The organism is Cupriavidus basilensis, from assembly GCF_000876015.1.
GTDB lineage: Bacteria > Pseudomonadota > Gammaproteobacteria > Burkholderiales > Burkholderiaceae > Cupriavidus > Cupriavidus basilensis_B.
In genome coordinates this window covers 1-18134 of the sequence record NZ_BBQM01000015.1, presented here as the reverse complement: position 1 = coordinate 18134, position 18134 = coordinate 1, and the positions used below count along the sequence as shown (strand labels likewise).

General features: G+C 68.2%; 18 protein-coding genes. 3 read left to right on the top strand and 15 right to left on the bottom strand.

Features of this window, described 5'->3' with window-relative positions; translation table 11 throughout:
• Positions 1-54 precede the first annotated feature (54 nt).
• The 11 genes from flgL to flgB form a co-directional block, all read right to left on the bottom strand.
• Positions 55-1284 carry a flagellar hook-associated protein FlgL gene (gene flgL / locus KF708C_RS14085; RefSeq protein WP_020203980.1) on the bottom strand — a complete coding sequence of 410 codons (1230 nt, stop codon included), beginning with the start codon at positions 1282-1284 and terminating at the stop codon, positions 55-57.
• Positions 1285-1348: 64 nt separating this feature from the next.
• On the bottom strand, positions 1349-3268 hold the full coding sequence (gene flgK / locus KF708C_RS14080; protein WP_020203981.1) for a flagellar hook-associated protein FlgK: 1920 nt from the start codon (positions 3266-3268) through the stop codon (positions 1349-1351).
• Positions 3269-3459: 191 nt separating this feature from the next.
• Positions 3460-4512: a flagellar assembly peptidoglycan hydrolase FlgJ gene (gene flgJ / locus KF708C_RS14075; RefSeq protein WP_020203982.1), complete on the bottom strand. Its 1053-nt coding sequence runs from the start codon at positions 4510-4512 to the stop codon at positions 3460-3462.
• Position 4513: 1 nt separating this feature from the next.
• A complete protein-coding gene (locus KF708C_RS14070; protein WP_059412309.1) occupies positions 4514-5662 on the bottom strand; it encodes a flagellar basal body P-ring protein FlgI in 1149 nt (382 codons plus the stop codon).
• Positions 5662-6345 (bottom strand): flagellar basal body L-ring protein FlgH, encoded by a 684-nt coding sequence (gene flgH / locus KF708C_RS14065; protein ID WP_020203984.1) that lies wholly within the window; start codon positions 6343-6345, stop codon positions 5662-5664. The genes KF708C_RS14070 and flgH overlap by 1 nt, the downstream gene beginning before the upstream one ends.
• Entirely contained in the window at positions 6342-7127 is a 786-nt protein-coding gene (gene flgG / locus KF708C_RS14060; protein WP_020203985.1) for a flagellar basal-body rod protein FlgG, read from the bottom strand. Before flgG ends, flgH begins: the two co-directional genes overlap by 4 nt.
• Positions 7128-7179: 52 nt before the next feature.
• Positions 7180-7923, bottom strand: a complete 744-nt coding sequence (gene flgF / locus KF708C_RS14055) for a flagellar basal-body rod protein FlgF (RefSeq protein ID WP_020203986.1) — start codon at positions 7921-7923, stop codon at positions 7180-7182.
• Between the two features lie 52 nt (positions 7924-7975).
• Entirely contained in the window at positions 7976-9241 is a 1266-nt protein-coding gene (flgE, locus tag KF708C_RS14050) for a flagellar hook protein FlgE (RefSeq protein ID WP_020203987.1), read from the bottom strand.
• Between the two features lie 44 nt (positions 9242-9285).
• The gene (gene flgD, locus KF708C_RS14045; protein WP_020203988.1) at positions 9286-9945 is read right to left on the bottom strand and encodes a flagellar hook assembly protein FlgD; all 660 of its coding nucleotides are present in this window, start codon (positions 9943-9945) and stop codon (positions 9286-9288) included.
• Between the two features lie 22 nt (positions 9946-9967).
• Complete coding sequence (gene flgC, locus KF708C_RS14040) at positions 9968-10375, bottom strand: flagellar basal body rod protein FlgC (protein ID WP_029043818.1); 408 nt, start codon at positions 10373-10375, stop codon at positions 9968-9970.
• Positions 10376-10382: 7 nt separating this feature from the next.
• On the bottom strand, positions 10383-10790 hold the full coding sequence (flgB, locus tag KF708C_RS14035; protein WP_020203990.1) for a flagellar basal body rod protein FlgB: 408 nt from the start codon (positions 10788-10790) through the stop codon (positions 10383-10385).
• A gap of 220 nt (positions 10791-11010) precedes the next feature.
• Between flgB and flgA the strand changes: the two genes are divergently transcribed.
• From flgA to KF708C_RS14020, 3 genes are all read left to right on the top strand, one after another.
• Positions 11011-11763, top strand: a complete 753-nt coding sequence (gene flgA, locus KF708C_RS14030; RefSeq protein ID WP_082079556.1) for a flagellar basal body P-ring formation chaperone FlgA — start codon at positions 11011-11013, stop codon at positions 11761-11763.
• Positions 11764-11955: 192 nt separating this feature from the next.
• A complete protein-coding gene (gene flgM, locus KF708C_RS14025) occupies positions 11956-12261 on the top strand; it encodes a flagellar biosynthesis anti-sigma factor FlgM (RefSeq protein ID WP_059412308.1) in 306 nt (101 codons plus the stop codon).
• A 50-nt stretch (positions 12262-12311) separates the two neighbouring features.
• A complete protein-coding gene (locus tag KF708C_RS14020; protein WP_059412307.1) occupies positions 12312-12773 on the top strand; it encodes a flagella synthesis protein FlgN in 462 nt (153 codons plus the stop codon).
• A gap of 105 nt (positions 12774-12878) precedes the next feature.
• Here the strand turns inward: KF708C_RS14020 and tssJ are convergent, their stop codons facing one another.
• The 4 genes from tssJ to tssA all read right to left on the bottom strand — a co-directional run bounded on the left by tssJ (position 12879) and on the right by tssA (position 18109).
• Positions 12879-13544 carry a type VI secretion system lipoprotein TssJ gene (gene tssJ / locus KF708C_RS14015; RefSeq protein WP_059412306.1) on the bottom strand — a complete coding sequence of 222 codons (666 nt, stop codon included), beginning with the start codon at positions 13542-13544 and terminating at the stop codon, positions 12879-12881.
• Positions 13545-13620: 76 nt separating this feature from the next.
• Entirely contained in the window at positions 13621-14607 is a 987-nt protein-coding gene (gene tssG, locus KF708C_RS14010) for a type VI secretion system baseplate subunit TssG (RefSeq protein ID WP_082079595.1), read from the bottom strand.
• Positions 14608-14681: 74 nt separating this feature from the next.
• Positions 14682-16505, bottom strand: coding sequence for a type VI secretion system baseplate subunit TssF (gene tssF / locus KF708C_RS14005; RefSeq protein WP_059412304.1), 1824 nt, complete (start codon positions 16503-16505; stop codon positions 14682-14684).
• A 23-nt stretch (positions 16506-16528) separates the two neighbouring features.
• Positions 16529-18109 carry a type VI secretion system protein TssA gene (gene tssA / locus KF708C_RS14000; protein WP_059412600.1) on the bottom strand — a complete coding sequence of 527 codons (1581 nt, stop codon included), beginning with the start codon at positions 18107-18109 and terminating at the stop codon, positions 16529-16531.
• Between the last annotated feature and the right edge of the window lie 25 nt (positions 18110-18134).

Sequence of the window (18134 nt, the reverse complement as noted above, 5' to 3'; positions counted from 1 at the left end):
TCAATGTGCGAGCTGCGCAAGTTCCGATTCACTCGCGCAACACGCACCCACCCCTTACATATACTTGAACAGATTCATCCCCTGAATCTGCATGAACGACTGCTGCGCCGCCTGCAGCGCCGTCTGGCGCTGGTAATACTCGGTGATCGCCGAGTAGTAATCCAGGTCCTGCAGGCCAGACAGCGTCTGCTTGTAGTTCAGCGAGCGGTTGGAGCCGATGGTGTCGAGCGAGTCGAGTTCCTGCATGCGCGAGCCGACCGAGGACTGCACCGTGCTGACGTTGTCGAGCGAGTTGGCCATCTTGCGGTTGGTGGTGGCCAGCACGTTGCTCAGCGCGGCGCGGTCGGCGTCGGTGACGATGGGCTTGTTGAGCGCGGTGATGACGTCCTGCAGGTTGGCGAAGATGTCGGTGCCGGCCTGCTGCGCGGGCTGCAGGTTGACCACGTCGCCGTCCTTGGGCGCGCCCGTGACCGACAGGGACAGGCCGCCGACCTGGATGCCGGCGCCGTCGGTGTAGTCGACCGGGGTGCCGATGGCCACGGGCGCCGCGCCGCTGTTGTCCATCAACTGGTACTGCATCTTGCCGCTGACGGGGTCGGTGGCGAAGTTGATCGACAGCTTCTTGCCGTAGTCGGCGTTGGTCGGGTCGGTGACGGAGACCGCGCTGAACGTGGCCGTGCCGGTGTTGCCGGCGGGTGCGGAGGCCACGTAGGTCGCGGTGTTCTGCACGCTCATGAAGATGGAGTAGCCGTTGTCGTTGGTCGGCATCTGGCGCGCCACGTCGACCTGCAGCAGTTGCTGGCCGGTGTCGCCGCCGTACTGCACGGCGCCGCTGGCGTTCTTGGAGAACGGCGGCGTGGCGGACTGGTAGCCGGCGAACAGGAACTGGCCGTTGCCGTCGTCGGCGTTGGCCAGGCCCACCAGCTGGTTGTACGCATCCTGCAGCGACGATGCCATCGAGGCGCGGTCGGCGTCGCTCATGGTGCCGTTGCCGGCCTGCACCACCAGGGTCTGGATGTTCTGAATGACCGTGGTCACGCTGTTGAGGGAGTTCAGCTCCATCGACAGGTTGGTGTTGGCCTGCTTGCGCGAGGTGGCGTACTGGTTGTTGATGGCGCTGGACTGCGAGACGATCAGCGCGCGCGTGGCGCCGACCGGATCGTCCGACGGCGTGAGGATGCGGCTGCCGGTGCCGAGCTGCTGCTGCACATGCATCAGGGCGCTCTGCTGGCTGTTCATCGAGGCCAGGCCGAGCTGATAGAGCGTGGAGCTTGCGATGCGCATGTCTGTTCCTTTCTGTGTCCGGGTCGTCGGGGCGATTGGCGGGCGATCTCGATCGGGCGGGCGATCAGCGGCCGATACCGATGATGGTATCGAACAGGTTGGTGGCGGTCTGGATGACCTTGGCGTTGGCCTGGTAGAGCTGCTGGAAGCGCAGCATCGAGACCGTTTCCTCATCCATGTTCACGCCGGACACGCTCTGCTGCGCGTTGTTGACCTGGGTGGTCACGCTGTCCTGCGAGGTCGAGGCGATCTGCACCGACTTGGCGCGGCTGCCGACGTCGTTGACGAGCTGGGCGAAGGCGTCGTTGTAGCTGGACACGCCGCCGATGGTCTTGGTGCTCTGCAGCTTGGCCAGCGCCAGCGCGTTGCCGTTGTCGGACACGCCGCTGAGGTTGGGCGCCAGCGTGAAGGTGTCGCCGGCCTTGGGCGCGCCGTCGAAGCTGACGGTGATGCCGTTGAACGAGAACTCGGTGGCGGTGCCGTTGGTCGTCGGGCCGGTGGTCGGCGTGACCGGGTTGCCGGCGGCGTCGGTGAAGACGTAGCCGGTGCCGTTGTAGGTGGCCGTGATGGTGCTGGCCGGCAGGGCGAAGCCCTGGGCGACGCTGCCGACCTTGACGGTGCCGGTGCCGGTGTTGGTAGTGCCGTTGCTGGTGCGCAGCGGGCCCCCGGCGGCGATCTTGGCCGGGTCGGTGATGGCCATGTCCATGGCCGCGGCGGCGTTGCGGGTCGGCTGGATCTGGAACGAGTCGTTGGTGCCCATCGAGGTGGCGGCCGGGATGGTCACGTCCACGCCGTCGGCCGACAGCGTCAGCGGATAGGTGGCGGTGGCGCCGGCCTGGGTGGCCACGACCTTGCTGTCGGAGGCGCGCACCAGGTTGTAGTTGGTGCCGTCGAAGCGCAGCGTGTAGTCGCTGGTGGTGAGCTGGGACGTGTCGCTGATGGCCGCCGTGATGCCCGAGGTGCCGGTGTTGGTGCTCTTGGCGATGACCCCGGGCGTGCCCAGCTTGAACAGGTCGCCGCCGATCTGGCCGGTCAGGTCCACGCCCAGCTTGTGCTGGTCGTTGAAGGTCTGCGCCAGCGTGACCGACAGGCGGCCGATGGCGTTCTGCGCCGGGTCCAGGGTCTCGCTGCGGAATTGCAGCAGGCCGCCGAGCGAGCCGCCCTTGAGCGCGCTTTCGTCCATCTGGTACACGTTGCCGTTGGACTGGGTGAACGCGACGGTGGTGCGCGAGGGGTCGTCCGACGACTGCACGGCCTTGAGGTCGTACGAGGTGGAGCCCATCACCAGCGGCTGGCCGTTGCCGACGTAGACGTTGAACACGCCGTCCTGCGGCACCACCTTGACGCCGACGATCTGGGTCAGTTGCTGGACCAGCTGGTCGCGCTGGTCGAGCAGGTCGTTGGGCGGCTGGCCGGCGCCGGCGGCGGTGGCCTGCGTGATCTGGGTGTTGAGCTTGGCGATCTGCTGCGAGTAGGCGTTGACCTGCGTCACCTGGCTCTGGATCTGGGTGTTGACGCCGTCGCGCAGCTGCTGGAAGTAGGCGTTGGAGGCGCGCATCTGGCCCACCAGCGACTGCCCGGCGTTGAGCATGTTCTGGCGCGCGGCGGGGTCGGCCGGCGTGTCGGACACGCCCTGCACGGCGGCGAAGAAGTTCTGCATCAGCGGCGCCAGGCCGCCCTTCTGGTCGGCCAGCAGGTTGTCGATCTGGCTGATCTGGTCGGAGTAGGTCGAGAGCTGGGCGCTCGAGCTCAGGGCGCCGCGCAGCTGGTTGGTCAGGAACTCGTCATAGACGCGCACCACCGAGGTGGTGTTGGAGCCCTGGCCGAAGAAGCCGGCGCTGGTGTACTGGCCGCCGGCCGAGGCGATGATGGTGTTCTGGCGCGTGTAGCCGGGCGTGGCGGCGTTGCTGAGGTTGTGGCCAACCGTGGTCAGCGCGTTCTGCGCCGTGTTCAGGCCCGAAAGTCCGATGTTGAAGAGAGACATGCTCTAGCTCCGCGTCTGGTGGCTGCCGCGCGCCCGACGGGACGATCCGCGCACCGTGGCCGCCAGGGCGCTTCGGTGCCGGTTCGCCGCTGCCTGGATCCACGGCGGTGAATGGTGTAGGTAACGGCAGAAGTACGAAAAGACTTTAGGGGCGGCGGCGGATTTTCCTGCCGGCGGGCCGGCAGGCCGCCTCAGACCGGCACCTTGCGCATGATCCGCACGAGTTTCTCCCCGTAGGCGGGATCGGTGGCGTAGCCGGCCCGCTGCAGGCCGCGCGCGGCCTCGTCGGCGCTGCCCGCGGCCAGCACCTCGGCATAGCGCGGGTTGTTGCTCAGCAGGCGGCCGTAGTCGGCGAACGCTTCGTCGTAGGAGCCGTAGGCGCGGAAGCGCGCGCGCACCTTCTGCGGCTGGCCGTCGACGTATTCGGTGGTGGTGATCTCCGCGACCGGCCCCTTCCAGCCGGCGCCGGCCTTGACGCCGAACACGTTGAAGGTGGTGCTGCCGTCCGGGTGGGCGATCTCGCGCCGGCCCCAGCCGGATTCGAGCGCGGCCTGGCCGAGGATCAGCTTGGCGGGCACGCCGGTGGCGCGCGCGGCCGACATCGCCGGCCCCGCCATGCGCGAGACGAAGGCGCTGATGTGGGCCGGCGTGTCCTCCGGCAGCGCCGCGCCGTTGCCCTGCCAGGCGCCGGCGTCCTGGGCCTGGCCCTGGTACTGGCGCAGGCCGGCGGTGGGGTTCCAGTTCGCGCCGGGCACCACGCTGCCCAGGCGCGGCGTATTTCCGTCGCCGCCGCCGTCGCCGTTGCGCATGTCGAGCGCGCCGGCCAGACCGGGCGCGGCGTCGTCCATGCCGGACTGCATCAGGGCCTGCTTCGCGGCCGAGGCACCGGCGGTGCCGGCCAGCTCGGGCGGCACCGCGGCGCCGCTGGCGCGCGCGAGCTGGCGCACCATGACGTCGGCCAGGCCGATGCCGCGCGTGGACATCTGCTGCGAGAGCTGCTGGTCCATCATCGACATGTAGAGCTTGGTCTGCTCGTTGTCGAACAGGCCGTCCTGCGGCGTGGCGTCGCGCATGCTCTTGAGCACCATCTGCGTAAACACCGCCTCGAACTGGCGCGCCGCGGTGCGCAGCGTCTCGGGGGTGGCGCCGGTGCGGGCGCTTTGCTTGAGGCCTTCGAAGCCCTGGGTGTCCAGGGCGAAGCGCTGCGAGAGTTCGGCCTGCGCGGCCATGCGGCTGGCGGACATGTCAGATGATCTCGAGGTCGGCGCGCAGCGCGCCGGCGGCGCGCATGGCTTCCAGGATGGTCTGCAGGTCGGCCGGCGTGGCGCCCAGCGCGTTGAGGCCCTTGACCACCGCGGACAGCGAGGCGCCGGCCCGCACCATCTGCAGCGAGCCGCCCTGCTGCTTCATGTCGATCTGCGAGACCGGCGCGACCACGGTCTGGCCGCCGCTGAACGGCGCCGGCTGGCTGATCACCGGCTGGGTGTTGATCACCACCGAGAGATTGCCGTGCGCGACGGCGCAGTCGTCCACGGTGACGGCCTGGTTCATCACGATCGAGCCGGTGCGGGCGTTGAGGATGACCTTGGCCGCGGCCTTGGCGCGCGTGACCTCGATGTTCTCGATGCGGGCCATGAAGCCCACCCGCGCCGACGGCGCCTGCGGCGTGCGCACCTGCACCACGCGCCCGTCCAGCGCGCTGGCCACGCCGCCGCCCATGTTGCGGTTGATGGCGTCGACCACGCGCTCGGCGGTGCCGTAGTCGGTCTCGCGCAGCTCCAGGTTGAGCAGGCCGCCTTCGGGCTGGAAGGCCGGCACGGCGCGCTCGACGATGCCGCCGTTGGCGATGCGGCCCACCGCGAGCTGGTTGACCTGCACCCGGCTGCCGTTGGCCGACGCGCCCGCGCCGCCCACCAGCATGTTGCCCTGGGCGATGGCGTAGACCTGGCCGTCGGCGCCCTTGAGGGGCGTCATCAGCAGCGTGCCGCCGCGCAGGCTCTTGGCGTTGCCCATCGACGACACCACCACGTCGAGCTGGGTGCCGGGCTGCGCGAATGGCGGCAGCGTGGCGGTCACCATCACCGCGGCCACGTTCTTGAGCTGCATGTTCTTGCCGGCCGGCAGCGTGATGCCGAGCTGCGAGAGCATGTTGGTCAGGCTCTGCGTGGTGAACGGCGTCTGCGTGGTCTGGTCGCCGGTGTTGTCCAGGCCGACCACCAGGCCGTAGCCCACCAGCGGGTTGTCCCGCACGCCCTGGAAGGTGGCGAGGTTCTTGAGCCGCTCCGCCTGCGCCGCGCCTGCCAGCAGGCCCAGCGTCAGCGCGAGGAAAAGAGCGCGGACGAAGCGGCGGCGCAAGACGGGGAACGAAGACGGGAACATGATGCGGTCAGCCATCAGTACGGTGAGACGTTGAGGAAGAAACGCTGCAGCCAGCCCATGTTCTGCGTTTCGTCGATGTAGCCCTTGGCGGTGTACTCGATGCGCGCGTCCGCCACCTGGGTGGACGGCACCGCGTTGTCGCCGGTGATCGTGCGCGGATTGACCACGCCGGAGAAGCGGATGAACTCCGCGCCCTGGTTGATGGCCATCTGCTTCTCGCCGGACACCACCAGGTTGCCGTTGGGCAGCACTTCCAGCACGGTCACGGTGATGGTGCCGTTGAAGGTGTTGGCGGCGGTGGCGCCGCCGCTGGCCTTCAGCCCGTTGGCGCCGCTCATGCTGGCGTTCTGGCTGCTGCTGAACAGGCCGCCGAGCGCCTTGGGCACGGCGTCGAACGTCAGCGCGCTGTTGGAGGTGCGCGTGGCGTTGGTGCCCGAGTTCTTGCTGGCGTTGACGTTCTCGCTGATCACGATGGTGAGGATGTCGCCCACGTTGCGCGGCCGGCGATCCTCGAACAACGGATTGCCCGCGTACGAGCCCTGGAAGATCGATCCGCTCGACGGCCCCACCGAGCGCGGTTCGGCGCGCGCGGTGGTGGGAAGCTGGACCAGCGGCTCGCGCGGCATCATCGCGCAGCCGGTCGCGAGGCAGCACAGGGCGAGCGCGCCCAGGCGGATCAGCGAGGCCATCATGTTCATCCGAGCTGGGTAAGGCGCTGCAGCATCTGGTCGGAGGTCTGCACCGCCTTGCTGTTGATCTCGTAGGCGCGCTGGGTCTGGATCATGCTGACCAGTTCCTCGACCACGTTCACGTTGGACGCTTCCACGTAGTTCTGCTGCAGCGTGCCGGCGCCGTTCAGGCCGGGCACGGTGGCGTTGGGCGCGCCCGAGGCGTCGGTCTGCACGTACAGGTTCTCGCCCAGGCTTTCGAGGCCGGCCGGGTTGGGGAAGGTCGCGAGCTGGATCTGGCCGACCTGCACGTTGGCGCTCGAGCCCGGCTGCGTGACCGAGACGGTGCCGTCGCGCCCCACGGTCAGCGAGGTGTAGTTGGGCGGCAGCGTGATGGCGGGCTGGATGACGAAGCCGCTGGAGGTCACGAGCTGGCCGTTCTGGTCGGTCTGGAACGAGCCGTCGCGCGTGTAGGCGGTGGTGCCGTCGGGCATCGTGACCTGGAAGAAGCCCTGGCCGATGATGGCCACGTCCTTGCTGTTGCCGGTCTGCTGCGGATTGCCCTGGGTGTGGATGCGCTCGGTGGCCACGGGGCGCACGCCGGTGCCCAACTGCAGGCCCGAGGGCAGGTTGGTCTGGTCCGACGACAGCGCGCCCGGCTGGCGCACGGTCTGGTACATCAGTTCCTCGAACACCGCGCGGCTGCGCTTGAAGCCGTTGGTCGACACGTTGGCCAGGTTGTTCGAGATCACGTCCATCTGCGTCTGCTGCGCATCGAGGCCGGTCTTGGCAATCCAGAGTGAGCGGATCATGTTTGTCCTTGCATGGCCGCCGCTGGGCGCGGCGGCGCGTCAGATCGTGAAATCAGTTGGTCGAGAGCAGCTGGTTGGCGCGCTGGTCGTTGGTGTCCGCGCCCTGGATCATCTTCATCTGCATCTCGAAGCGGCGCGCGTTGGCGATCATGTCGACCATCGCTTCCACCGGGTTGACGTTGCTGCCTTCCAGCGCGCCGGTCAGCACGCGCACGTTGCCGTCCTGCTGCAGCGGCTGCGCGCCGGGGCGCAGGCGGAACAGGCCGTCGTCGCCGCGCGCGATCGAGTCCGGCGGCGGGTTGACCAGCCGCAGCCGGCCGATCTGCGCCAGCCCCTGGGCGGTGTCGCCGGGGCCGCGCACGGTGATGGTGCCGTCGCTGCCGATCGTGACCTCGGCCGAGGGCGGCACCGCGATCGGGCCGCCGTCGCCCATCACCGGCAGGCCGGTGCTGGTCTGCAGCTGGCCGTCGGGCGACACCTGCAGCGAGCCCGCGCGGGTGTAGGCCTCGCTGCCGTCCGGCGCCTGCACGGTCAGCCAGCCGTTGCCCTGCAGCGCCACGTCCAGCGGACGCTCGGTGTAGGTCAGCGGGCCGGCCTTCATGTCGGCGCCCGGCGTCGAGGCCAGCGTGAACGCGCGGGTCGGCGAGGCGTTGCTCACCACCGGCACCGCGCGGAACATGTTGACCTGCGCGCGGAAGCCCGGCGTCGAGGCGTTGGCCAGGTTGTTGGACACCGCGGCCTGCTGGTCGAGCGTCTGCTTGGCCCCCGACAGGGCGGTGTAGATCATGCGGTCCATGGCGTTTCCTCAGCGCCGGCCTGCGCGGCCGGCGACATGCTCTGCTGCTCGGTTACAGGTTCACCAGGGTCTGCATGACCGTGTCCTGCGCCTTGATGGTCTGCGCGTTGGCCTGGTAGTTGCGCTGCGCCACGATCAGGTTCACGAGCTGGCCCGACAGGTCCACGTTGGAGTCTTCCACCGCGTTGGACTTGAGCGTGCCCGAGGCGCCGCCGGCGGCGGCGACCACGGCCGGGCCCGACGAGCCGGTTTCCGACCACACGTTGTTGCCTTCCGGCTTGAGGCCCTGCGTGTTGGCGAAGTTCGCCAGCACGACCTGGCCCAGGGCCTGGGTCTTCTGGTTCGAGTAGCTGCCGAGGATGGTGCCGTCCGGCTGCACGGCGAAGCCCAGCAGGCTGCCCGCGGCGTAGCCGTCCTGCACCGGCGGCTTGGTGTCGTTGTCGCCGGCGAACTGCGTGGTGCCGGTCAGGTTCATCGCCACCGTCATCGCGGCGGCGCCGTTGGAGGCGGGCAGCGCGATGTTGGTGGTGGCGCCGGCCGCCGGCACCACCAGGTTGCCGTTCGGGCCGAACTGCAGCGTGCTCGTGCTGACGATGTTGCCCGCCGCGTCGGTCAGGTTCATGGTCCAGTCGGTGCCGCCGGCATTCGGCGCGGGCAGCGCGCCGGCGCCCGGGGTGCCGGTCGAGAAGTAGGCGGTCAGCTGGCGGGCGTTGCCCAGCGAGTCATAGACCGTCACGCCGGTGCTGTAGTTGAACATGTCGCTGGTCGGCAGCGCCGCCGGCACCGGGGGCGGTCCCGGCAGCGGGCCGGTGCTGGCGAACGGCGTGACGGGAACCTTGCTGCCGGAGTCGAGGTTGAACGACATGGCCAGCGACGTGGTCGCGCGCGCGGCCATCGTGGTGTTCGGGATCACCAGCGGCTGCGGCTGCACCGCGCCGCCGCCGGTCGTGCCGGCCGGGTAGCCGGTCAGCGCCAGGCCTTGCGCGTTGGTGATGCTGCCGTCCGGCTGGCGCTGGAACTGGCCGTTGCGCGAGTAGAACACCGACCCCGTGGAGTCGGTCATGCGGAAGAAGCCGTTGCCGTTGGTGATGGCCACGTCGAGCGCGCTGCCGCTAGATTCGATATTGCCCTGGTTGAACGACTGCACCACCGAATTCACCGTCACGCCCAGGCCGATCTTGGTGCCGGCGTACACGTCGGCGAACTGCGCGGTCGACTGCTTGTAGCCGACCGTGTTGGCGTTGGCGATGTTGTTGCCGATGACGTCCAGGTTGGATGCGGCGGCGTTGATGCCGCTTACCCCTTGACCGAAACCCATGATGTTCCCCTAATGAACTGGTTAGCTGACGAATCGCAGATAAATCAAAGAATGCGGCGCACGTCGTCGACCGACGCCGTGCGGCCATTGCCGATGTCCACCAGCACGCCGGTGGAGTCACCGCTGATGCTGCCCACCTTGCCGTAGACCAGCGCGACCGGCGAGACGTCCTTGCCATCGGCGGTGGCCGCGACCTTGAAGGTGTAGTCGCCGTCCGGCACCGCCACGCCGGCATCGTTCTTGCCGTCCCAGGTGATGTCGTGCACGCCCGCGACCTGGCCCTTCATGTCGATGGTGCGCACGATGTTGCCGTCCTTGTCCAGCACGTTGACCGTGACCGCGTCGGCCGTGGCCGGCAGGTCCACACCGATCTGCGTCGGCACGCCGCCCGCCACCGTGGCGGTGTTGCCCGGCACCATCACCGTGTGGCCGATCAGCGACGCCGAATCCATCGCGCGGCTGGCCGCGACCTGCGACAGCAGCGCCTGCAGCGTATTGTTCATGGTCTGCATGCCGCTCACCTGGCTGATCTGCGCGAGCTGCGAGGTGAGCTGCGAGTTGTCCATCGGGTTGAGCGGGTCCTGATTGTTCATCTGCGTGACCAGCATGGTCAGGAAGTTGTTCTGCAGGTCGGCGGCGCTGGCGCTGCTGCCTTGCAGGGCGTTGTTGATGCCCTGGGTGCTGGTGTCGACGGTGGTAGTCATTGCGGGTCCTGGTTTCTGGGCGTCACTGACCGAGGGTCAGCGTCTTGAGCATCATGGTCTTGGCGGTGTTCAGCACTTCGACGTTGGCCTGGTAGGAACGCGAGGCCGAGATCATGTTGACCATCTCCTCCACCGGGTTGACGTTGGGCATCGTGACGTAGCCGTCGGCATTGGCCAGCGGGTGCGTCGGGTTGTGAACCATGCGCGGCGGCGACGGGTCCTCCATCACGCCCTCGACCTGCACGCCGCCCACGTCGCTCTGGCCCGGGGTCGGCGCCAGGCCGAAGATGACCTGCTTGGCGCGGTAGGGCTGGCCGTTGGGGCTGACCGCGCTGTCCGCGTTGGCCAGGTTGGAGGCGGTCACGTTCATGCGCTGCGACTGCGCGGCCATCGCCGAGCCGGCGACGTCGAAGATATTCATTGCTGGCATGGCGTGCTCACTGCTGGATGGCCGACAGCATGGTCTTGATCTTGGCGCTCATCACGGTAAGGCCCGACTCGAAGTGCACGGCGTTGTCGGCGAAGGCCACGCGCTCGGTGTCCATTTCGACGGTATTGCCGTCGATGCTCGACTGCAGCGGAATGCGGTACTGGAGGTCCATGTCGTCGGCCACCGGCGCCTGGCCGGGCAGGTGCCGCGCCGAGGTGGTGGACAGCGACACGCCCTCGGCGCGCTTGCCGCGCTCGACGGTCTGCGCCAGCGTGCTGGAAAAGTCGAAGTCGCGCGCCTTGTAGCCGGGCGTGTCGGCATGCGCGATATTGGAGGCAATCACCGATTGCCGCTGGGTCCGCAAGCTCAGCGCTTCCTGCTGGAAGCGCAGCGCCGCATCGAGTCTGTCAATCATGTCTGTGTCTCGCTGGAGGGAGAGAGCGACGAAGGTCGACCTTCTTCAGGTGTGCCATCTTAGGTTCGGCCCTGTCATCCCAATCGCGCGAATAGGGCAAAAAAACCCGCGTATTTCGCCACGAGCCCGAAGGCGCGGCTGCCTACAATGGGTCCTGTTCCGCGGCCCGGCCCGCGCGCCCGCCGCGCGCCGCCGGCCCGCAGCCTTGCCGGATGTACACATGAATCCTCGCTTCTGCGTCACTTTGTGCGCCACTTTCCGCGCCGCCCTGCGCACCGCCACGCGCGCGCTGCCCTGCGCGCTGGCCGCCGCCGGCGCGCTGTGCGGCGGCGCGCTGGCGGCCCCGCCCTCGCCTTTCACCGAGGATCCGGTGCGCGCCGCCGTGGAACAGTTCCTCGAGCGCCAGACCGCCGGCCTGCCCGGCAAGGCCAGCATCCAGGTGGTGCCGCCGTCGGGCGGCCGCGCGCCGGACTGCCCGCTGCCCGAGCCCTTCCTGCCGCCGGGCGCGTCGCCCTGGGGCCGCATCTCGGTCGGCGTGCGCTGCGGCGGCGAGCGACCCTGGACCCGCTACGTGCAGGCGCGCGTCTCGGTGGTGGCCGACTATTACGTGGCGGCCCGCAACCTCACGCCCGGCGAGCCGCTGGACCCGTCCGACCTGGAACTGCGCCAGGGCGACCTGTCCGGCCTGCCGCGCGCGGTGGTCACCGACCTCGCCCAGGTGGCGGGCGCGGTGGTCGCCAACCGCGTCGCGGCGGGCTCGCCGATGCGCATGGACCTGCTGAAGAAGGCCATTGCCGTGCGGCAGGGCCAGAACGTGACGGTGGTGGTGGAAGGCGAGTCGTTCCAGCTCAGCAGCGAAGGCAAGGTGATGGCCGACGCCGCCGCCGGCAACAACGTGCAGGTCCGGCTCAAGAACGGCCAGGTGGTCAACGCGCTGGTGCGCAACGGCGATACGGTGGTGCTGCAACAATAGCGACAATAAGACAATAGGCCCGCGCGCCGGCCCGGCGCCGCCGCCGTGCATGAGACAATGGCGCGCCGCGCTGCGCACGAAGTGCAGCCGGCATCCCAAGCCCGTGCCCGGACGGCCGCGATCCGCACCGGGCGGCCCTAAAGTTCTGCCGCCGCCGTCCGATAAGCCAGAGGAACCCAGCAAGGAACCACCGTGAAGATCAATCAGACCACCTCCTCGAGGCCGGCCGACGCCAGCGACGGCACGCCGCGCAGCGTGGCGGGCGCCCCCGCAGGCCCCGCCGCCGCCCCGGAAACCGCCGGCGTGCGCGTCAGCCCGCTGGCCGCGCAGGTGCGCGAGATCGGCGCGCGCCTGGTGGAAGACCACGACGACGATATCGATACCGCCAAGGTGGACGAAATCCGCCAGGCGATCGCCGAAGGACGCATCAAGATCGACCCCAGCAAGATCGCCGACGGTCTGCTGGCGTCGCTGCGCGAACTCAACGGCGGCGCCTGACGCGCCACACACCGCGGCGGCCAAGCCAACCCACGTAACATAGGCAAGCCATGAGCCAGTCCCTGATCCAGAACCTCGCCCGGGAAACCGAGCTGTCCAAGGAATTCGCCGCCGTGCTGGGCGAAGAGCGCGCCATGATCAAGGCGGGCGACTACCAGGCGCTGGTCGGCCTGCTGGAGCGCAAGGTCGAACTGGCCGGCCTGCTGCAGACGCAGACGCGCGCGCGCGAGGCGCAGATGGGCGCGATGGGAATCCGGCTCGGCGCCGGCGGCCAGATCACCGGGCGCGACCTCTCCCCCGCCATCGAGACGGCCTGGCGCAACCTGCTGTTCGCCGCCCGCATGGCGCGCGACGCCAACACGCTCAACGCGGCCGTGGTGGACGCGCACCTGGAGTTCACCCAGGAAGCCATCCAGACGCTGCGCCAGCGCGGCGACACCGGCGGCACGCTGTACGGCAAGGACGGGCGCACCCAGCAAGGCCCGCAGGGCGTGAGCCTGGCGGCCGGCTGAGGCTGGCGGCGCGGGGGAATCGATAAGAAAACCCGCAACTCAGTTACCGAAACACCCTTGGCGACGCGCGAACATGCGGTACGCCAACGGTGGCCACACCGGATTTCAGGTCTCCGGCGAACCGGTCAATGCGTCTAGAATGCCACTTTTTTGGGATTCCTCCGTACATGGCGGAGGAATTCGCGAACTGGCAGCCGACTGCGCCATCGTCAGACGCGGGGTGATACCGCCATTCCCAATGCCGCGGCCATCGGCGGAAACACCCGCCAACTGCAGCGTGCTGCCCCGCAGCTCGATCTTCACCGGGTCGGTCTTCTTCCACTGCTTTTTCGGCACGACCACCTTCCAGACCGCTTCTTTGTCCGCTCTGCGGAAGAACGCCACCACGCCGACATACCCGGCATCGGCGTGCATCGGCTCACTCAGGCTCACGCTCGCATCCGGGCGCAGGATGACGTCCCTGGTTGCCAGCAGATCGGGCTTGAGCGACTCGAGATCGTTGGCCTGCAGTTGCGCGTAGCTCAGTTGCTCGAAGGCCTGCGGCGTCTTCAGTTGGTAAACCCTCACCACCGTCGACAACGATTGTCCGGCGCCGTCAGCATTTAACGACAACCGGCTGGTGAGGTCGAGGTTCATGGTCTTGACCTGCGTCGTGAAGACCCACTTCGCCGCCTCCACCGTGCTGTCCTTGATCCCTTGCCCAACGCCGCAGCCAGCCACAACAAGGGTGGCAACCAGCAGTCCGGCTCTATTTTGAAGCTGTCGCCCCATCGTATTGATCCTCTTGGCGTATCAGGTTTTCGTGTTGCATTCGTCTTGCGCGCGGCCGGCACAGCTTTGCTGCCTGCTACGCTGCGCCAGCTCCGTTCCATGTCCCAAGTTGCACGCGCGTCATGCCCGGCATGGCGCCGTCGACGTCGTTGGCTTCCGCCACCGCCGGACATCGCAGTTGCGTGGTGTAACCCAGGCTCGCCTGGTCCGAATTCAGGGCTGGTGCCGGCATCAGCGCGGGTCTTACCCGCATCTCCAGATGGGCATGCGCTGCGTAGCCGAGATAAAAGCGCAGCAGCGCCATCACCTCCCCATGCATGCGCCTGCCCGGCATCAGCTCCAGCACCGATTCCCGTGTCTGCGGCGTGATCGCCACGCGCACGGTGTTCGCGCGATCGTAGAAGCCGCGTCCCAGCACGCAGTTCTCTCCGAGCGGCATCCGTTCGTCGGCGTCGAGGCGCACCCACACGGGGTAGAACTCCTCGACCGCAATCCGGGCGTCCGGCACGGCGTGTTGCAATACGCCGGCCAGGCCTTCGGCCGTGCGCGTGCGCTGGCTGGCCAGCCCCAGCATCGACAGCAGTTTCTGCGTGCCAACGGTGTCCTCGATCCGGGCCTGGCCGGCTTCCATCTCGCCGAAACCCAGCCCGAGCAGGCTCAACAGATAACGCGACACGTCGTCCTGGCCGCCCGGACGGAAACCCACCGGATAGCGATACTTGCGCGCGACGCGGTAGAACTGCGTGACAATCCGGTGGTGGAACAGATCGAGAAAGGCTGCGAGCGGCTCGGCCCCGTCGCGACGCTGCGCAATTTCATCCACGAAGTAGGACGGCATGCGCGCATCGACGCCATAGAGGCCAAGGAAGGTCGTGCGGACCACGGGCGGCCGATCGGGGTGGTCGCTGTCGTGCTCGATTGCCTGGATCTCCCGCCCCGGGAAACCCAGCCGCCCATGCGAGCGGAAACGCACAGGCTCGTTGGCCGGTGAATCGGTCGTACCCAGCGGCGGGTGCCGCGGCGCGGACAGCTCGATCAGTTCGCAGAGCCGGAAGACATTCATCCGTGGCGCATTGGCGAGCAGCGCCGGCAGCAAGGCGCCGGCCGGGGAGGACGTCGCAACCTGGTCTGTCATGCTCAAAACGGAGCCCCCTCCCCTTTGCTGTCGGGCCACGCCAGACGCTTGCCGGTGGGCTGGGACACGATCACCAGCCGGGTATACAAGTTCACGGTCGCGTACAGCGACAGGAACCGGTTGAGCATTTCACCGAACAGTTCCACGTCTCCCTCGCCGGCAAAACGGGGGCTGTCCAGTGTCACCACGATCTCCACGCCACGCAGCAGGCCTCCCTTGACGAGCTTCTGGAGCGGACGGTGCCGCACGTCGGAAATGGCATCGATGCGCCGGCGGTTCAGTTCCCCGTCCGTCCAGTCGTACAGCGCCAGGCTGCCGCGCAAGACTTCGGCATCGAGCAGCGACAGGTAGTTCGGCGCGAGGTGCGACAGCACCCGCCAGTGAAAGCGGTCGCCGGTGGGGGGATATACCGGCAGGGTCGGCGCGGTCAGGTTGCGCACCGTGCCGATATTGGTGAAGCCGCCACGCATGCGGGTGATGCCGGCCTCGCGCAAGCCCTTGCGCGGCAGCATGCCATTGGTGCCGGTCACCGATAGCGACAGGGTTTCCTGCGGCATGGTTTGCTGCTGTTCCCAAGCATGGCCACCAAGGACGACCCAGGTGTCGAACCTGCCCGAGGGACCGCGACGCACGCGGGTGTGGAAGTAGCGCTCCGGCATCTCGTGGCGCAGCATGCCGCCCCGGTGGCGGAACGCCGCAAACGGCGCGTACTCGAAGCGCTGGCCGCTGCCGGCTTCGAATCCGCGTACGGTATCGACGGAATATGCCTCGACATGCTGCCCATGCTGCTCCATCGCCCGCACCCGGTACTCGGTCTCGAAGTGAGTGACGGAGATCGGGTTGGCTTCGAGCTCGAACAGATTGATGATGGGCGTGCAGAAGAGCCGCACGTTCTCGGCCGAGAAGCGCATGTCGTCCGGAAACGGCTTGTGGAGTACCACCTCCACGTCAAAATGCTCCGCATCTTGCGGGATGGCGTCCATGTCCAGCCCCACCAGGTCCACGAACATGAATTTCTCGGGGAAAGTGAAGTATTCCAGCAGCAACTGGTAGCCGCCAAAGGCGTTGTCAGGCTTGGGCCAGAGGCGCTCCTCGGCCGCAAATCCCGCCGGTTCCAGGCGCAGGCCCGCCATCGGCTGGGGTGCACCGGGCCGGTCGGCCGGGTAGCCCGGGACCCGTACCAGCACGGCCAGCGGCTCGGCGGTGAGCGCGGCATAGAGCGCCAGCGCCAATGGCCGGTCGGCATGGAGGTAGAGCCGCAGGCGCGGCACCGCCAGTTGCTCGCGGCGCCCCTGCATCTGGAGTGCGAGCCGCAGCCGGATCACCGAGCGGCCATCCTCGCGCGCGTGAGCACTGGCTTCAGTGAGCCGCAGTGGGTACAAATCGACCGGCTGCGTGGTCCGATAGATGCACTCGACGCTGTCGCCGCCGTTGGCGGCCTGGGTACTCAGCGCAATCGGGTCGGACGTGACTGCCAGCCCGGCCGGCAACGTCTCGTGGCGTTGCAACGCGCCGGCGGTCGGGGTCAGTTCGAGGATCGACAGCGAGGGAATCATGCGCAGGTAATGCGGCCATAGCATGCTGACCAGTCCTTCGGTCAGTTCCGGCAATTCGTCGTCGAGCTTATGGCGCAGCCGCCCCATCAGGAAGGCGAAGCCCTCGAACAGCCGTTCAACGTGGGGATCGCGCTCGCCGATGCGGTCGATGTTGAGCATCCGCGCGCGGTCCGGAAATGCCTGGGCGAACTCCTTCCCGGCCTCGCGCAGGTAGCGCATCTCCGCCTCGTAGTAGCGCAGGATCTCGTTGTCTTGGGTGGGATGGTTCATGAAATAGGTAATTGGTTCTGCAGCTAGGCGAGGGCCACCGCGCGGGCCGGGTCGATGGCGGTCAGGTCGCCCACCAGTGCGTCGATGCGCTGCGTCAGCGTGGACTTGTCCGCGTCCTTGCGGGTCAGGCGGGCTTTGAGCAGCCGCAGCAGTTGCTGCTTGGCTTCGAATACGAGCGACGGCTCCCAGGCGGACAGTTGGAAGCGCTGGGCAGCCAGATCGAGAGCGGACAGCAGGTGCAAGGCTGTGTCCGGCCGGCCAGCACGTTCGGCCACGCGCGCCATGACCAGTTGCCGGACGAAGCGATCCCGTTCTCCATCGGGCACTGGCAGGCCCTGCAGCCAGGCGAAGGCGGCATCGAGGCTCTGCTGGGCGGCGAGGTCGGCCGCCTGGGCTTCCGTCTCCGCCCAGTCGGTGCTGGCGGATGCGACCGATACCGGTGCCACCGCTTCGCCGCGCTCCACATCGCGCACGGTGGCATGGCGTGCGATCCACTCCAGCGTGGCGTCGTCCGCGAACGGCGTGCCATCCGTAAAGGCCAGCCGATCGAGGCCGGGCAGGCGCTCGAGCATCAGCGCGCAATCGGTCGCCAGCAGGTCGCGCACGCGGGCATACTCGCCGCCCGCCTGGTCCTGGGCGGTGAAGGCGTAGTACTGCAAGTCCAGCCAGAAGTGGTTCGCCCCTTCGGCGAAAGCCTGTTCGACGCGGTCGAGCAGTTCCGGCCACTGCTTTTGCAGCAGCAGGCGCCTGAGCTGGGCCCGCAGTTCGGCGCGCGGCGCCAACAAGCGGGTCTTGCCGCTCGCCTCATGCGGCGGCACGTCGGTCAGCGTATCCCAGCGCACGCAGCGCATCAGGCGATACGCCGCGAGATAGCCCTGGGGCTGCTCGCGCAGGAAGAGCGCCATCTGGCGCGTCCGGTCGAGCAGGTCGCGCGTGGAGGCCACCTCGCCGGCGGCAGGCGGGAAGGTCGACGAGGTGGCGGATGGTCTTGATAGCTCACCGATGCCGGTACTCTCGGCGGCCAGTGGAGACTCGACGCGCTCTTCGAAGCGGCGGAATAGCCCGTCGAGCGCCGGGCGCGCCGACTCCGGCCACTGCGCGGTGCGCTCCAGGATCAGGGCCAGCGCGGAGAGCGTCCGCTCCAGGGGCGCGCCGGTCAAGCCCTGCACCCGGTCGAGGCGGTCGGTAAACGTGGCGCCAGCCAGCCATTCGAGCGCGGCCTTGCGGCTCTCGGCGCGGGTGGGCAGCATCTGGGCGCCAAAACGGTCGATCAGCGCCGACAGCAGTTCGAAGCCACAGGCTACCCCTTCCGCACCTTCGCGCCGCATACATCCGTAAGCATAGTATGCCGCCAGGCGCACATCCTTGGCGACATGCTTGAGCAATTCGCCTGCGGATTCCATGATCAGCGCGTCGTCGATATCGGACAACTTGGCGACTTCCTCCTTGATAGCGAGGAAGCCGTCGTCGTAGCCGGGATCGTCGCCAACCGGGGCATCGGGGCGAATTGGTTGCAGCCACGGCTCCCAGCGGGCCTGGGCCGAGCGGGCAAGCGCGGCGGGCGCGCGGGCGCCAAACAGTGCGTTGAGGAGGTTGCTGAACATGATTTCCTTCTCAATTAGCGCGAAC

Coding starts and splice junctions, on each gene's coding strand:
- flgL (WP_020203980.1), bottom strand. CDS start 1,284: ATGCGCATCGCAAGCTCCACGCTCTATCAGCTCGGCCTGGCCTCGATG.
- flgK (WP_020203981.1), bottom strand. CDS start 3,268: ATGTCTCTCTTCAACATCGGACTTTCGGGCCTGAACACGGCGCAGAAC.
- flgJ (WP_020203982.1), bottom strand. CDS start 4,512: ATGTCCGCCAGCCGCATGGCCGCGCAGGCCGAACTCTCGCAGCGCTTC.
- KF708C_RS14070 (WP_059412309.1), bottom strand. CDS start 5,662: ATGGCTGACCGCATCATGTTCCCGTCTTCGTTCCCCGTCTTGCGCCGC.
- flgH (WP_020203984.1), bottom strand. CDS start 6,345: ATGAACATGATGGCCTCGCTGATCCGCCTGGGCGCGCTCGCCCTGTGC.
- flgG (WP_020203985.1), bottom strand. CDS start 7,127: ATGATCCGCTCACTCTGGATTGCCAAGACCGGCCTCGATGCGCAGCAG.
- flgF (WP_020203986.1), bottom strand. CDS start 7,923: ATGGACCGCATGATCTACACCGCCCTGTCGGGGGCCAAGCAGACGCTC.
- flgE (WP_020203987.1), bottom strand. CDS start 9,241: ATGGGTTTCGGTCAAGGGGTAAGCGGCATCAACGCCGCCGCATCCAAC.
- flgD (WP_020203988.1), bottom strand. CDS start 9,945: ATGACTACCACCGTCGACACCAGCACCCAGGGCATCAACAACGCCCTG.
- flgC (WP_029043818.1), bottom strand. CDS start 10,375: ATGCCAGCAATGAATATCTTCGACGTCGCCGGCTCGGCGATGGCCGCG.
- flgB (WP_020203990.1), bottom strand. CDS start 10,790: ATGATTGACAGACTCGATGCGGCGCTGCGCTTCCAGCAGGAAGCGCTG.
- flgA (WP_082079556.1), top strand. CDS start 11,011: ATGAATCCTCGCTTCTGCGTCACTTTGTGCGCCACTTTCCGCGCCGCC.
- KF708C_RS14020 (WP_059412307.1), top strand. CDS start 12,312: ATGAGCCAGTCCCTGATCCAGAACCTCGCCCGGGAAACCGAGCTGTCC.
- tssJ (WP_059412306.1), bottom strand. CDS start 13,544: ATGGGGCGACAGCTTCAAAATAGAGCCGGACTGCTGGTTGCCACCCTT.
- tssG (WP_082079595.1), bottom strand. CDS start 14,607: ATGAATGTCTTCCGGCTCTGCGAACTGATCGAGCTGTCCGCGCCGCGG.
- tssF (WP_059412304.1), bottom strand. CDS start 16,505: ATGAACCATCCCACCCAAGACAACGAGATCCTGCGCTACTACGAGGCG.
- tssA (WP_059412600.1), bottom strand. CDS start 18,109: ATGTTCAGCAACCTCCTCAACGCACTGTTTGGCGCCCGCGCGCCCGCC.